Source organism: Aromatoleum petrolei (assembly GCF_017894385.1).
Lineage (GTDB): Bacteria > Pseudomonadota > Gammaproteobacteria > Burkholderiales > Rhodocyclaceae > Aromatoleum > Aromatoleum petrolei.
Genome location: NZ_CP059560.1, coordinates 994,972 through 1,010,473, shown reverse-complemented (window position 1 = coordinate 1,010,473; position 15,502 = coordinate 994,972). Strand labels below are relative to the sequence as shown.

Sequence of the window (15,502 nt, the reverse complement as noted above, 5' to 3'; positions counted from 1 at the left end):
TACGGTTCGCGGCGGTCCGCTCGGCCGTTCAGGTCGTTTCCATCGCCTGGTGCGCCGCGATGTAACGCACGACGTCCGCCGGCGGCACCGGCCGGCTGAAGCGAAAGCCCTGCATCACGTCGCAGCCGTGCAGCCGCAATGCGTCGATCTGGCTTTCCGTCTCCACGCCTTCGGCCAGGACGCTGAGCCCGAAGCCGCGCGCGATGCCGACGATCGCGCTGATCACCGGCGACTGGCAACTGGTGGTCTCAAGGTCGCGGACGAAGGACTGGTCGATCTTGATGGTGTTGACGGGGAAGCGGCGCAGGTAATTCAGCGATGAGAAGCGCGTGCCGAAGTCGTCGATCGAAATGCGCAGGCCGTGCGTGCGCAGCTCCTGCACCTTGGCGATGACGGTTTCGGCGTCATCCATCAGCATGTTCTCGGTAATCTCGATCTCGATGCATTCGGGCGCCAGCTCGTGCGTGCGGATCGGCTGCAGGATGCGCTCGACGATGTCGGCGCGGGTGAACTCGAGCGGCGAGATGTTCACGGCGACCTTCAGGTCGGTGATGCCCTGCTTGATCCAGATCGCCTGCTGGCGGCAGGCCTCGTTGAGGACCCAGTCGCTGATCGCGAAGATCAGGCCGCCTTCCTCGGCGAGCGGGATGAAGGTGTTGGGGCCCAGCATGCCGCGCTCGGGATGTTCCCAGCGCACCAGCGCCTCGACCCCGGTGACGCGGCCGCGGCGGATGTCGACCTGCGGCTGGTAGTGCAACGTGAGCTGGCCGCTTTCGATCGCGATGCGCAGCTCGTTGTCGAGGTCCACGCGCTCGCTGTGGTTGCGGCTCATCTCCTCCGTGTAGCGCAGGAAGCCGTTCTTGCCCTGGGCCTTGACCTGGCACATCGCGATGTCGGCGTCGCGCAACAGGTGGTCCGGCGTTTCGGCGTCGTCGGGGAACACCGCGATGCCGATGCTCGCCGTGCAGCGGAAGTCGCGCCCGCCAACGGTGAAGGGCGTTTTCAGCGCCGTGGTGATCTTCTCCGCGATCGTGCGCACGGCCTCGGCATCCGCGATGTCGGGCAGCAGGATGGTGAATTCGTCGCCGCTCTGGCGCGACATCGTGTCGCCGGCGCGCAGGCATTCGCGCACGCGACGCGCGAAGCCCTTCAACAGCTCGTCGCCCTCGAGTTGGCCGTGGGTGTCATTCACGAGCTTGAAGCGATCGAGGTCGATGTACATCAGGCCGACCACTTCGCCGCGGCGGCGCGCCTGGCTGATGGCGAGGTTGAGGCGGTCGCGGAACAGCACGCGGTTGGGCAGGCCGGTGAGGAGGTCGTGGTAGGTCTGGTAGCTGATCGTCTCCTCGGCGTGCTTGCGCTCGGTGATGTCGCGCAGGACGCCGGCGGTGCCGACGAAGCGCTTCGCATCGCCGTCGTCCACTTCATGCTGGTAGATGCCCTGCGAGCTCAGTATCGCGACGATGGTGCGGTTCTCGAAGCTGCGTACGTCGAGGTTGCGGCAGCGCAGGCGGATTTCCTGGTTGGTCGTCGCGCGCAGGCCGACGCGGCGCTCGGCGAAGGCGCTGCGAGCCTGCTCCAGGTCCATGGGGTGGACGATCACGGAGTAGTGCTTGCCCACGAGCTCGCCGCGGTTGTAGCCGAGCAGGGATTCGATGCGGCGGTTGAGGAAGACGAAGCGGCCTTCCGGGTCGAGGGTGTAGATGATGTCCGGCGAGTATTCGACGAGGAATCGGTGCAGGCGCTCGGAATCCTCGAGGCGCGCGGTCATGCGCGCGTTCTCGCGCTCGAGACGGCGGCGGCTGATGGCCTTGTCGACGGTCCGGATCAGGTCTTCCGGGTCCGCGTGCTTGCGGATGAACTCGCAGGCGCCGCGTCGCAGCGCGAGGATGGCGGAGTCGATTGCGTCGTCGCCGCTGAACACCACCACGGCGGTGTCGATGCCGGCTTCGGCCATCTGGGCCATGATCTCGGTGCCGTGCATGTCGGGCAGGTGCAGGTCCAACACCATGACATCGATCTCGGTGCTGCCGAGCCGGGCGATCGCGTCGGCGCCGTTCGCGCAGGTGAGGATCTCGCGTCCTTCCGCAGCGAGGAGCGCGCCGTAGGCTTCACGTATGCGCGGCTCGTCGTCGACGATCAGCACCCGCGCTACAGGCTGCGCGGCGGGGCCGGCCTTGCCTGCCGTGAACAGGCTCTTGCCAATCTCCATCGAAGTTCTCCGGAGCGAGTGTCACGCATCGCGCTGGCTCGCAAGCATCATGAAACCTGGACACACGGCAGCAGGAGTGAGAGCGTCGTGCCCACGCCCGCCTTGCTGCGACATGAAATTCTGCAGCCGATCCGTGCGGCGATACTGCCCACGATGGACAGACCGTGGCCGCGGTCGGCACTGCTGTGCGCCTGATCCGGGAAGGACAGGTTGCGGATTGCCTCGTCGGGCATTCCGGCACCGCTGTCCTCCATGCGGATCTCGACATACCGCCGTCCATTCTGAACGACTCCGTCGAGCACCGAGATTTCAAAGCGCCCACCTCGGGGCGTCGCCTCGGCGGCGTTCTTCCACAGGTTAACGAGGATTTGTTTCAGGCTGTCGGGGTCGCAGCCAGCGTTTTCGGTGTCTTCGCCGAGCCGGCTGGTGACGGTGATCCCCCTGTCGCCGAAAAGCGGTGCGTCGTAAAGGGCGAGGAGTTCGCGGATGAGCGCGTTGACCGCCACGGAGGTCGCCGCGCCGGTCGGCGTCGGTACCTCGTTCATGCGCCGCACGATGCCGGCGACGCGGTCGATTTCTTCGCGCAGCACATCGAGCTCGTGCCGCACTTCGCTGTTTTCAGGCAACTTCTGGTCGAGGATGCGCAGATAGCTCTTGATGATCCCGAGCGGATTGCCGGCTTCGTGCACGATGCGGCGTGCCTGTCGACGGAAGGCCGCGGCAGCTTCGTCCTCGGCCTGCTTGCGGGAGGCGGTGGCGTCCTGCCATGCCTCGACGCACACGCCGCCAATTCGGCCGAAGTTGAGCAGCCAGGGTGTGCGGCGTCTGAGTCGCGCGTGGGCCGGGTGGCCGAGGGCGAACAGCATCACGCCAACGGTGCGGCGCTTGCCGACCATCGGCACGGAGAGGACCCCTTCGCTGTCGAACGCACGCGCGAGCTGGCGGTCGAGCAGGGATTCGCGTGCTGGCCGTGCGTCGTCGAAGCTGCTGCGGACGTCACGGTCGGCGATCGCGCGCGTGGCGAGCCCCGCATCGCTGCCGCGCGGGACGCGGGTCTGCCGGAAGATGGCGGCCTGGCCTGCGATGTCCCTGCCGCTGAGGTCGCCCGAATCGCGGTCGATGAGCAGGAAGCCCATGCGCGGCAGTTCGAACAGGATGCGCGCAGATTCGCGCAGGGCGTTCAGCAGTTCGGTTTCGCTCGTGAGTTCGTGCAGGTCCTGCTGCAGCGGGTGCATCACCGCCATGTCGCGGACGCGCTCAGCCAGTGCGCGGTCCGCGTCGTGCGGCTCGTGCGCAGGTGCGAGGACCGTCACGTTGGGGAGCGTGCGCTGCGCCGGGGCGTCTTCGGGCTCGGGTTGTGCCGTGATCCCCATGGCGGTGGCGATGACTTGCACGTGGTCGAGGGCACGGGTCAGGATGCGTCCGGGTTCGAAGCTCGCGTCGGTGTCGAAGAGCGTTGCGCCGAGTTCCTCGAAGGGGGCGAGGCCGCGCACGCCGCGCGCGAGCACGTCGGCGAACCACACCAGGCGGGGCAGCTTCGAGGCGGTGACGATTTCCTCGGCACTCGCGTGGTGGAACAGGATTGCGTCGGCGAGTCCGCTGTCCAGCTGCCATTGGTCGGCGAGCCAGGTGCCCACCTCGCAGTGATCGGTCGACAGGCTGGTGCGCTCGAGCTCGGCGAGCTTGTCTTCATCTCCGGCCTGCGACAGCAGCCAGGCATACTGTTCCCCCAGCGCGGACATGAGCACGAGCTGGCCCACGTCGTGCAGGAGTCCGGCGAGATAGGCCTCTCCGGGGTGCGGATAGCCGGTTGCGGCGGCCAATGCGCGGCTGGTTTCGGCCACCAGGAGCGAGTGGTGCCAGAAATCGGTGAGATCGGCGGCGACCGTGCCGGGTTCGGAGTCGAACAGACGCTTGACCGCGAGGCAGGTGGCCATGGAGCGCACCAAGCGGATCCCGAGCAGCGACACGCAGGACTTGATGTCGCTCGCAGGGGTGCTGCGGCAGAACGCGGCCGAATTGGCGGCGGTCAGGATGCGGGCGCTCAGGGCCGGATCCTGGCTCACGACGGCGGCGAGTGAGTCGACGGTGGACGATTCGTCGTCCAGCAGCTGTATCAGGCGTAGCAGGACCTGCGGCAACGGAGGAACGTTCGCGCCTTCGACTGCAGCCGTGACGGTTTGCGGAAGTTGAAGATCGCGCATTGGTCGGATTATTCGATCGCCGATTACCACTGTCCGTGACGGGTATTGCCACCCGCGCCTTGCGCTCGTTGGCGCCGCACGATTACTGCCGTTCGAGAGTAACCTGTAAGTGATAGTAACCGAAGATTCATCATCTACGTAGGGTGGCCGGGTATAAGGCAACGCTTATTTGGTTGATGTGTGCAATTTTCACGCGAATCCGGCTTTCTCTGCCATTGCGCAACGGCGATCGCGATCCATGCTGAATACAGGTCGCGGAGCCGGAAGGGGGAAGGCCCCGTGGCGCCTGTGGCGGGAGAGGGACCGGGGGCGGGCATGGACATCTGGCGCGGACAGGTCGATGAGGTGTTGGCGGGGCTCGGAACGGGGCGCGAAGGTCTGGGCGTCGCCGAGGCCGCGCGCCGTCTTGCGACCTTCGGACGCAACCGCGTCGAGGCCCGTCCGCGACAAGTCCTCGCGCTGCGCTTTGCGCGCGAATTCACCCATTTCTTCGCGATCATCCTGTGGATTGCAGCGGCGCTTGCGCTGGTCGCCGACCGGTTCGATCCGGGGCAGGGCATGGGCGCGCTGGCCGCCGCGATCGTCGGCGTGATCTTCGTGAACGGATGTTTCTCGTTCTGGCAGGAGTATCGCGCCGAGCGGGCGATCGAGGCGCTGGCGGCGCTGTTGCCGCAGCGTGCGCTGGTCTGCCGCGACGGGGTGCTGGAGACGGTGCTGGCGCAGGACCTCGTGCCGGGCGACGTGATCGTGCTGGAAGCGGGCGACAACGTGCCGGCCGACTGCCGCGTGATCGGGGCGCAGGGACTGCGCGTGAATGCCGCGACGGTGACGGGCGAGTCGCGGCCGGTGGGACGGGTGGCCGAACCGGTGGAGGCCGCAGGGGCCGAGGACGCGCGCAACCTCGTGCTCGCGGGGACCTCCGTCGTGGCCGGGCATGCGCGGGCGGTGGTGTTTGCAACCGGCATGCACACGGAGTTCGGTCGCATCGCGCACCTGAGCCAGCACACGGAGGAGCGGCCGTCGCCGCTGGCGCTGGAGATCGCCCGTCTGTCGCGGCTCGTCGCGCTGGCGGCGACGGCGCTGGGCGCGGTGTTCTTCTTCGTCGGGCGCGCGATCGGCGTGCCTTTCTGGGACAGCGCGCTGTTCGCGATCGCGATCATCGTCGCCAACGTGCCGGAGGGGCTGATGCCGACCGTGACGCTGTCCCTCGCGATGGCGACGCAGCGCATGGCGCGGCGCAATGCGCTGGTGCGCCACCTGCCGGCGGTCGAGGCGCTCGGCGCGACGACGGTGATCTGCACCGACAAGACCGGGACACTGACCGAGAACCGCATGCGCGTCGTGAGCCTGCTGGCCGGGGGGAGGGAGCGGACGCCGCGCCCGGCAGGGGCGGAGGGGGCGAACGGGCCGGGCGTGACCGCGGAGCTGGCGGGCTTGCTGGCCGTTGCCGCAGGGTGCCACAGCCTGCGTCCCGATGCGGATGTGGAGGGCGGCTACGCGGGCGATCCGATGGAGGTCGCGCTGGTCGAGTGCGCCGCGGCATGGGGTGTGCGGGAGTCGGGCACGCGGATCGCCGAACTGCCGTTCGAGACGGGGCGCAACCGGATGTCGGTGGCGGTGGCGGAGGGTGGCGACGTCTGGTTGCTGTGCAAGGGCGCGCCGGAGGTCGTCGTGCCGCGCTGCGTGCTGCAGCGTGCACCCGATGGCGGGACCGTCGCGGTGGATGCGGACGCCGTCCGCAGCGCGCTCGATGCGATGGCGCGGCGCGGCCTGCGGGTGATCGCACTGGCGCGGCGCCGGCTCGATGCCGGTGAGACGGTCGCCGACGATAGGGCCAAAGACGAGGCCGAGCGAGACCTGATCCTCGAAGGGCTTGCCGGCATCGAGGATCCGCCGCGGCCGGATGTGCGCGAGGCGGTGGCCTGCTGCCGCGAGGCGGGCATCCGCGTGATCATGGTGACCGGGGATTACCCGGCGACGGCCGTCGCGATCGGACGCGAGATCGGCCTTACCGGAGAGGCGCCGCGGGTGTTGCGCGGCGAGGACGTCGCGCGGATGAACGCGGCGCAGCTCGCGCTGGCGCTCGACAGTCCCGAGGTGATCTGCGCGCGCGTCACGGCGGAGCACAAGCTGCGTGTCGTGCAGGCCCTGCAACGGCGCGGAGACGTGGTCGCGGTGACCGGCGACGGCGTGAACGACGCGCCGGCGCTGCGGGCGGCGGACATCGGCATCGCGATGGGGCGCGGCGGCACCGACGTGGCGAAGGAGGCGGCGGACATGGTGCTGCTGGACGACCACTTCGCGACCATCGTCAGCGCGATCGAGGAAGGGCGCGCGGTGTTCGAGAACCTGCGCAAGTTTCTGACCTACATCCTGACGTCGAACATCCCCGAACTGGTCCCGTGCCTGGTGTTCGTGCTGCTGCGCGTGCCCCTGCCGCTGACGGTGATCCAGATCCTGGCGGTCGATCTCGGCACCGACATGCTGCCGGCGCTCGCGCTCGGCGCCGAGCCGCCGTCCCCGGGGCTGATGAAGCGGCCGCCGCGCCCGCGCAGTGCGCGCCTGGTGGACGGAGCGCTGGTCGCGCGGGCCTACCTGTTCCTCGGTGTGCTGGAGTCGGCGGCGTCGCTCGCCGTGTTCTTCGGCGTGCTCGCGGCGGGCGGCTGGGTGCACGGCGAGGGGCTGGGAAGGCTGGATCCCCTGTATCTGGAGGCGACCACGGCCTGCCTGACGACGATCGTCGTGATGCAGGTCGCAAACCTGTTCCTGTGCCGCGATGCGCGCCAGGCTGCCTGGCCCCCGGGGCTGGGGGCGAATCGGCTATTGCTGTGGGGGCTGGGGTTCGAGTTGGCGCTGATCGCGGCGATCGTCTACCTGCCGGTCGGCAACGCCATTTTCGGCACCGCGCCACTGGACGCAGAGATCTGGCTACGGATGCTGCCCTTCGCGTTCGCGATGGTGGCGCTGGAGGAGGGGCGCAAGGCGTGGTTGCGACGTCGGGCCGCCGCTAGCGGCGGCGCGATCGGTGGATGCGGCTACGGGCGGGGCGCAGGGCGGCGGTAGTCGCGCAGCAGGCGCAAGGCCTCCTCGTCCTCGACTTGCGTGAAGTCGCCGTAGAAGCCGCTGATGCCGCCCAGCCAGGTCGGCTTGAGCACGCATTCGACGTCGTCGCAGTGGCGGGCGAGGGTGTCCAGCGTGTCGGGCGGGGCGACCGGGACGGCGACGATCAGCTCGTGCGGCTGCTTCGCGCGGATCACGTGCAGCGCCGCGAGCATGGTCGCGCCGGTCGCCACGCCGTCGTCGGTGACGATCACCGAGCGTCCTGTGATTTCGGCCGCGGGGCGCACGGCGCGGAAGCGTTCCTTGCGGCGGTCGATCTCGGCGATCTGGTGCGCACGCTCGCGCTGGAGGTATTCGTCATCGACGCCGATCACCGAGCGCGCATAGTCGGCGAGGTACTCCTCGCCGTCCTCTCCGATCGCGCCGATCGCGAGCTCCGGGTCGTAGCGGGCGCGCAGCTTGCGGGCGAGCACGACGTCGAGCTCCGCGCCGAGTTCGCGTGCGAGCACGGCGCCGGTGACGACGCCGCCGCGTGGTATCGCCAACACGAGCGGATTCTTCAGCGGGCGTCCCTTGAGCCTGGCCGCGAGTTGGCGCGCGGCGTCTTCCCTGTCCTTGAACATGGCCGTCTCCGATCATCCATTTCAGTTATGGAGGATCGCGGCGGAAAGGCAAGGAAACGGGGCTTCTGCCCCGCGAGTTGGCGTTCAGGGCGGCGCGACGCCGCGGCGGACCATCTCGACCATCGCCTCGGCGATCTGCTGCGGGGTGCGGCGGCCTTCGCGATACCACAGGTAGACCCAGTTCATGCCGCCGAGCAGGAACAGGCGCAGCAGCGAGCGGTCCGTGCCGGCTGCGAGGGGCAGGGCGTTGACCAGGTCGCGGAATAGTTGTTCGTAGGCTTCGCGCGCCGGCTGAATCTTCGCGAGGAGTTCCTGGTTGCCGACGAGTGCGAGGTTGTGCCCGGTGATGCGCTCGACCGCCGGGCCTTCGATCATCTGGGTGACGTGCACCTCGCAGGCGCGGCGTAGTCGCGCCCAAGGGTCGGAAAGGGCCTCGATCTCCTTGGTGATCGTGTGCATGACGCGCTGGAAACCTTCGTGGTGGACGGCGAGGTAGAGCTCGTCCTTGGACGCGAAGTGATGGTAGACGGAGCCGGGCAGCAGCCCGACCTTGCGCGCGATGTCGCGGATCGAACTGCGGTCGTAGCCCTGCTCGGAGAAGAGTTCGGCGGCGGCGTCGAGGATGATCTGGCGGCGGTCGCGCGGTTCGTCATGGTCGCCCGAACCGTCGCTGGCGCATATCGCCAGTTGGGTGCTGAGCGTGCCGCGTTCGAGGAGCTCGCGCTGGTTGTCGGTGAGGGTGGCGAGGCCCTCGGGGGTGGCGTCCACGAGGGCCTGCAGGCGCTTGGCGGTGGTCTCGAGGCCGTGCTTCTGCCAGATGTAGCGCACGCCGGAAGGCGAGATCGTCAGTCCGGTGCGGCGCAGGCGTTCGGCAACGGCGGCCTGCCCGAGCCCGGGTTCCTCCCGCGACAGCCGCAGGATCTCGGCCTCGGTCGGGGAGGGCTGCGGATCGTCGTGGGCGGCGGCCGGGGCGGAGGTCATCGAAAAGGTCTTTGGCTGCTGTTGTGGGGCGGGAATCATAGCGTGCAGGGCGTCAGGGTGCGTGTGCGGTCTTCCGGACGAGCATTTCGGCCCTCCCCGCCCTTGTTGATGATTGGACGACTTGATCCAGTGTTTGAGATGGTTGTCCGGGCGTCAATAGAAAGGACGCGCGACGCAATGAGCACCACGCCTGTCTCTTGTGCGCCGAGTACCGGCGAACCTTCGGGCGTCCAGTTCCGCAATCCAGGACGGTCGTACCAGGGGGTGTAGGCCGGTGTACAAACTAATCGAACAAGTGTTTGACAAGTAACAATAGCGCTGCTAACTTGGACACCATGCCGACCCATGACGAGGTCCGGCGACAGAGCGGCCGGAGCCGCCATCCAATCGACCCGACACCGTCGGGCGCAAAGACACCAAAGGAGTGAGTGAACATGCAGGTCAAGAAACTCGCAGTGCTGTGCTCGCTGGCCGCCGCCTCGTACGTTTCGCCGGCGCTGGCCGACATCACGATCGGCATCTCGCTGTCGGCGACGGGGCCGGGCGCCTCGCTGGGGATTCCCGAGAAGAACGTGTTTGCGCTGCTGCCGACGCAGATCGGCAACGAGAAGGTCAATTTCGTCGTGCTCGACGATGCCACCGATCCGACGATGGCGACGAAGAACGCGCGCAAGCTGGTGACCGAGGACAAGGTGGACGTGCTGATCGGTTCCTCGACGACGCCGGCGACCGCTGCGATCGCCGAGGTGGCCAGCGAGAGCGCCACGCCGCAGGTCACGATCAGTCCCGTATCGCTGCCGGCCGAGCGCAACAAGTGGGTGTTCCGCACCCCGCAGCAGAACAGCGTGATGGCCGCGGCGTTGGTCGGCCACATGAAGCAGAACGGCGTGAAAACGCTCGGCTTCATCGGTTTCTCGGACGCGTATGGCGAGGACTGGCTGACGTCGGTGATGGGCAAGGCGGAGGCGGCTGGCATCAAGCTCGTTGCGACCGAACGCTATGCGCGTGCGGACACCTCGGTGAGCGGCCAGGTGCTGAAGCTGATGTCGGCGCGACCCGACGCGATCCTGGTCGTCGGTTCGGGTAGCCCCGCCGCGCTGCCGCAGACCACGCTGGTCGAGCGCGGTTACAGGGGGCAGGTGTATCAGACGCACGCGGTCGCCAACCAGGCCTTTCTCAAGGTCGCGGGCAAGGCGGCCGACGGCGTGATCATCCCGGTTGGGCCGGTGGTGGTGGTGGATCAGATTGCCGATTCGCATCCGTCCAAGACGATCGGCAAGAGTCTCGTGACGAAGTACGAGGAGAAGTACGGCGCCGGCTCGTTCTCGTCCTTTGCAGGTCATGCCTTCGACGCGTGGCGGCTGATCGAGCAGGCGGTACCGGTCGCGCTGAAGAGCGCCAAGCCGGGTACGCCGGAGTTCCGCACGGCCCTGCGCGACGCGCTCGAGGGGAACAGGGAAGTCGTCGCGAGCCACGGCGTCTACAACATGAACGCCAACGACCATTTCGGCCTGGACGAGCGCTCGCACGTGCTGGTGAAGATCGACAGCGGCAATTACCGGCTGATCAAGTAAGCAGCGCATGCGGGGACGATTCATGAGCACACGCAACGAGATCGACGCGATGTTCGCGCGCCCGGTCGTGAATATCGAGGAAAGGCCCGATGGAAGCCGGGTCCTGCGGTCGGGCATCACGCTGCCTCAGACCTACGCGCGCTGCGTCGGCGAGTGGCTGGAGCACTGGGCGCGGGAGGCGCCGGAGCGCGTCTTCCTCGCCGAGCGCAACGCGGCGGGCGAGTGGGACAGGGTCACCTACGGCGAGGCGCGCCGGCGCGTGGTCGCGATCGCGACCTGGCTGCTGGGGCAGAACCTGTCCGCCGAGCGGCCGGTGGTGATCCTGTCCGACAATTCCATCGAGCATGCGCTGCTGATGTACGCGGCGATGCACATCGGCGTGCCTTCGTGCGCGATCTCGACGGGCAACTCGCTGATGTCGAAGGACTTCGCCAAGCTCAAGGGCAACATCGAGCTGATGCGCCCCGGCGTGATCTATGCCGACGAGGTTGGGCGCTTCGCGGCGGCGATCGAAGCGGTTCGGCCGTTGCACGACGGTGTGGTCCTCGCGGGCCGCCGGAGTGGACAGGTGGCCGGTTGCGTCGCCTTCGCGGACATCGAGGCGAGTGGTGGCAAGAGAAGCGGCGACGAGGCCGCGGTGATGCGTGCCTTCGATCGCATCACGCCCGACACGATCGCCAAGTTCCTCTTCACGTCCGGTTCGGTCGGTACGCCCAAGGCGGTCATCAACACGCAGCGCATGCTGTGCGCGAGCCAGTTGGCGAAGGAACTGGTGTGGCCCTTCCTCAGGGACGAGCCCCCGGTGCTGGTGGACTGGCTGCCGTGGAGCCATACCTTCGGCAGCAATCACAACCTGAACATGGTGCTGCGCTGCGGCGGCAGCCTCTACATCGATGACGGCAAGCCGGTGCCGGCGCTGCTGGGCAAGACCTTGCGCAACCTCAAGGAGGTGTCGCCGACGATTTACTTCAGCGTGCCGCGCGCCTACGACATGCTGGTGCCCGAACTGCGTCGCGACGCCGAACTGCGCAACGCCTTCTTCGGGCGCCTGAAGCTGATCTTCTACGCCGGCGCGGCGCTGCCGCAGCACCTGTGGGCGGAGCTGGAGAACCTGTCGGAGGAATCCATCGGCCGCCGCGTTGCGATGGTGTCGTCGTGGGGTTCGACCGAGACCGCGCCGCTCGCGACCGACTGCCATTTCCAGGCGGTGCGCTCGGGGGTGATCGGCGTGCCGGTGCCGGGCGTCGAACTGAAGCTGGTGCCGAGCGCGGACAAACTGGAAGTGCGCGTGCGCGGTCCGAACGTGTTCCCCGGCTACTGGAAGCAGCCCGAGCTCACGGCGAAGTCCTTCGACGAGGAAGGCTTCTACCTGATCGGCGATGCGGTCGAGTTCGTCGATCCGGCGCGGCCCGAAGAGGGGCTGCTGTTCGACGGCCGTGTGGGCGAGGACTTCAAGCTGCTGACGGGTACCTGGGTGCACGTGGGCGCGCTGCGCGTGAAGGGGATCGACGCGCTGAAGCCCGTCGCCCAGGACATCGTCGTAACCGGCCACGACCGCGACGAGATCGGCTTCCTGGTCTTCCCGAACGTCTCCGAGTGCCGCTCGCTGTGCCCCGGCCTGCCGGCCAATGCGCCGGTGGAGCAGGTGCTGGCAAATCCGGCGGTGCTGGCACGGGTGCGCCTGGGCATGACTGCGCTGACGCAGGGCGGGGGCGGATCCTCGACGGTGCCGACGCGGGCGCTGCTGATGGCCGAACCGCCGTCGGTGGAGGCGGGCGAGATCACCGACAAGGGCTACATCAACCAGCGTGCGGTGTTGGCACGGCGCGCGGATCTTGTCGCGGTGCTGTACGCCGAGATGCCGGACAAGGCAGTCATCACCGCGTGACATCGGGGCCGCCCGCCATGGGCGGCCGGAACAAGGAAAGAAGGATCGCCATGAGCGAAGAACTGGTAAGAACCTCGTTTGAGGACAACATCTATACGGTGATGCTGGCGCGGCCCGCGAAGCGCAACGCGATCAGCGACCGCCTCCTGAGTGCCATCGACGCCGCCTTCGCGGCCGTGCCTGAAGGCACGCGCGTGATCGTGCTGGGCGGCGAGGGCGAGCATTTCTGCGCCGGGCTGGATCTCACCGAGCACCAGCATCGCGACCCCTTCGGCGTGATGCAGCACTCGCGCGGATGGCATCGCGTGTTCGACAGCATCCAGAACGGCGGCATCCCGGTCGTCGCGGCGCTGCACGGCGCGGTGATCGGCGGCGGGCTGGAGCTGGCGACCTCGGCCCACGTGCGGGTCGCGGAACCGAACACGATCTATCAGTTGCCGGAAGGCCGACACGGCATCTTCGTCGGCGGCGGGGCATCGGTGCGCGTCGCGAAGATCATCGGCGCGGGGCGCATGTGCGAAATGATGCTGACCGGGCGCATCCTCGAATCCGACGAGGGCCAGCGCCTCGGCCTGTCGCACTACCTCGTCGGCCCCGGCGAGGCGCTGGCGAAGGCGCAGCAGCTCGCGCGCCGCATCGCCGAGAACGCGCCGATGGCGAACTGGGCGATGGTCAGCGCCGTACAGCGCATCGACAACCTGTCGAGCGACGACGGTTTCTTCGTCGAATCGCTGACCGCCGCATTGACACAGACCAGCCCGGAAGTCGCCGAGCGCATCGGGCACTTCCTGCAACGCAAGGGACTGGGACCGCAGCGATGAGCAATCCATACACCGCATCCGAAGCCGCCGCGCAAGCGCGCGCCTACGACGACATCTGGCTGGTGGCAGGGCAGCGCACGCCCTTCGCCGATTACAACGGCCCGCTGCGCGACGTGTCGCCGACCGATCTCGGCATCTTCGCGGCGCGCGCGCTGTTCGAGCGCAGCGGCATCCCGGCCGGCGAGGTCGATGCGATCGTCGCCGGCAACATGGCGCAGGCGAGCTTCGACGCCTACTTCCTGCCGCGCCACATCGGCCTGTATGCGGGGGTAAATCCGGCCGTGCCGGCGCTGCTAGTGCAGCGCCTGTGCGGCACCGGTTTCGAAACCATCCTCGCCGCGGCCGACCAGATTTCGCTCGGCAAGGCGAAGGTCGCATTGTGCGTGGGTACCGAGTCGATGTCGCGCAACCCGATCGCCGCCTACACGCACCGCGCGGGCTTCCGCATGGGGCAGCTCGACTTCCGCGATTTCCTGTGGGAAGCGACCAAGGACACCGCGCCGGGCGACAGCATGGGCGACACCGCCGAGAACCTTGCCAAGCGCTACGGCATCTCGCGCGAGGAGGTCGATCACTTCGCCGCGCAGAGTTTCGTGCGCGCCTGCTCGGCATGGGAGTCGGGCTACTTCGCCGACGAGGTCGCATCCGTGGTGAATTCGAACTGGGTGCTCCCGGGCTATAACCCGCGCGCCTTGAAGCTCGCCGATCGCGCCGAGTGCGTGGACCGCGACGGTCACGTGCGACCGACTTCGCTGGAAACCCTGCAAAAGCTGAAGCCGGCCTTCGGTGGCGTGCAGACCGGCGGCAATAGCTCGGCGATCGTCGATGGCGCAGCGGCGGTGATCGTCGCGCACGGCGACTGGGTGCGGGCGCATGGCGTGAAGCCGCTGGCGCGCATCGTCGCCGGCGCCTCGGTCGCGGTGCCGCCGGAGATCATGGGCATCGGCCCGGCGCCGGCCATTCGCGTGGCCGCGGCGCGAGCCGGACTGAAGGTGGGCGATCTGGGGCGCGTCGAGATCAACGAGGCCTTCGGTGCGCAGTACCTCGCGTGCGAGAAGGAGCTCGGGCTCGACCGCGACAAGACCAACGTGCATGGCGGCGCGATCGCGATCGGGCATCCGCTCGGCGCGTCGGGCGTGCGCCTGACGACGACAGTGGCGCGCGAGCTGCGCGAGGCCGGCCTGCAGTTCGGCGTGTCGTCGGCTTGCTGCGGCGGCGGGCAGGGCGTGGCGATCGTCGTCGAGAATGCGGCTTGAGGGACACCTGATGCAACTCGAACACAACACCTTCATCATCACCGGTGGCGCCTCCGGACTCGGCGAAGCCACTGCGCGCGCCTTCCACGCCGCGGGCGCCAACGTCGTCATCGCCGACCTGAACGCGGCAGCAGGCGAGAGGCTCGCCGACGAACTCGGCCCGCGCGCGACCTTCCATCGCACCGACGTCGCCTCGGAGACCGACGCGCGCGGCTGCGTCGAACTCGCCGTGCAACGGTTCGGCAGCCTGCAGGGCCTCGTGAACTGCGCCGGCATCGGCAACGCCGCGAAGGTGCTGGGCAAGGACGGCCCGCATCCGCTCGACGTCTTCGCCCGCATCGTGAATATCAACCTGGTGGGCACCTTCAACATGATCCGCATCGCCGCGGAGGCGATGGCGCAGGGCGCGGCGAACGCCGGCGGCGAGCGCGGCGTGATCATCAACACCGCCTCGGTGGCCGCCTACGACGGTCAGATCGGGCAGGCCGGCTACGCGGCGTCGAAGGGCGGCATCGTGTCGATGACGCTGCCGATCGCGCGCGAGCTGGCGCGCTTCGGCATCCGCGTCGTCACGATCGCACCGGGTCTGTTCCTGACGCCGATGATGAAGGGGTTGCCCGAGGACGTGCAGAAGTCGCTCGGGGAGTCCGTGCCCTTCCCGCCGCGGCTGGGCGAGCCGGCCGAATACGCGCAGCTGGCACGCTCGATCGTGGAGAATGCGATGCTCAACGGCGAGACGATCCGCCTCGACGGTGCGATCCGGCTCGCGCCGCGGTGAAACATTGCTGATCAGCCCGGCGATCAACTACTTCCGTTCGCCTTGAGCTTGGCAAAGGGCGAGGGCAGGGCTGCGACAGGCTCAGCCCGAACGGTGCTAAGTTTC

At 68.1% G+C, this 15,502-nt stretch carries 10 protein-coding genes; 6 read left to right on the top strand and 4 right to left on the bottom strand.

Features of this window, described 5'->3' with window-relative positions:
- Positions 1 to 28: 28 nt before the first annotated feature.
- Both ToN1_RS04530 and ToN1_RS04525 read right to left on the bottom strand, forming a co-directional pair.
- A complete protein-coding gene (locus tag ToN1_RS04530; protein ID WP_169206661.1) occupies positions 29 to 2,212 on the bottom strand; it encodes a putative bifunctional diguanylate cyclase/phosphodiesterase in 2,184 nt (727 codons plus the stop codon).
- A gap of 47 nt (positions 2,213 to 2,259) precedes the next feature.
- Entirely contained in the window at positions 2,260 to 4,416 is a 2,157-nt protein-coding gene (locus ToN1_RS04525) for an HDOD domain-containing protein (protein ID WP_169206660.1), read from the bottom strand.
- Positions 4,417 to 4,731: 315 nt separating this feature from the next.
- On the opposite strand from ToN1_RS04525, the gene ToN1_RS04520 reads away from it, so the two are divergent.
- Positions 4,732 to 7,479: a cation-translocating P-type ATPase gene (locus tag ToN1_RS04520; RefSeq protein WP_210148020.1), complete on the top strand. Its 2,748-nt coding sequence runs from the start codon at positions 4,732 to 4,734 to the stop codon at positions 7,477 to 7,479.
- On the opposite strand, the gene ToN1_RS04515 is transcribed toward ToN1_RS04520, so the two are convergent.
- Complete coding sequence (locus tag ToN1_RS04515) at positions 7,452 to 8,099, bottom strand: phosphoribosyltransferase (protein WP_210148019.1); 648 nt, start codon at positions 8,097 to 8,099, stop codon at positions 7,452 to 7,454. The genes ToN1_RS04520 and ToN1_RS04515 overlap by 28 nt on opposite strands.
- 84 nt (positions 8,100 to 8,183) lie before the next feature.
- Positions 8,184 to 9,080 carry a TetR/AcrR family transcriptional regulator gene (locus ToN1_RS04510; protein ID WP_169208243.1) on the bottom strand — a complete coding sequence of 299 codons (897 nt, stop codon included), beginning with the start codon at positions 9,078 to 9,080 and terminating at the stop codon, positions 8,184 to 8,186.
- Positions 9,081 to 9,514: 434 nt separating this feature from the next.
- On the opposite strand from ToN1_RS04510, the gene ToN1_RS04505 reads away from it, so the two are divergent.
- The 5 genes from ToN1_RS04505 to ToN1_RS04485 are packed head-to-tail and all read left to right on the top strand — an operon-like array spanning position 9,515 to position 15,397.
- Complete coding sequence (locus ToN1_RS04505) at positions 9,515 to 10,654, top strand: ABC transporter substrate-binding protein (RefSeq protein WP_169208244.1); 1,140 nt, start codon at positions 9,515 to 9,517, stop codon at positions 10,652 to 10,654.
- Between the two features lie 22 nt (positions 10,655 to 10,676).
- Positions 10,677 to 12,542 (top strand): feruloyl-CoA synthase, encoded by a 1,866-nt coding sequence (locus ToN1_RS04500; protein ID WP_169208245.1) that lies wholly within the window; start codon positions 10,677 to 10,679, stop codon positions 12,540 to 12,542.
- A 50-nt stretch (positions 12,543 to 12,592) separates the two neighbouring features.
- On the top strand, positions 12,593 to 13,363 hold the full coding sequence (locus ToN1_RS04495; RefSeq protein ID WP_169208246.1) for a crotonase/enoyl-CoA hydratase family protein: 771 nt from the start codon (positions 12,593 to 12,595) through the stop codon (positions 13,361 to 13,363).
- Positions 13,360 to 14,619 (top strand): thiolase family protein, encoded by a 1,260-nt coding sequence (locus ToN1_RS04490; RefSeq protein WP_169208247.1) that lies wholly within the window; start codon positions 13,360 to 13,362, stop codon positions 14,617 to 14,619. Before ToN1_RS04495 ends, ToN1_RS04490 begins: the two co-directional genes overlap by 4 nt.
- A 10-nt stretch (positions 14,620 to 14,629) precedes the next feature.
- Positions 14,630 to 15,397, top strand: coding sequence for a 3-hydroxyacyl-CoA dehydrogenase (locus ToN1_RS04485; protein ID WP_169208248.1), 768 nt, complete (start codon positions 14,630 to 14,632; stop codon positions 15,395 to 15,397).
- Positions 15,398 to 15,502 lie beyond the last annotated feature (105 nt).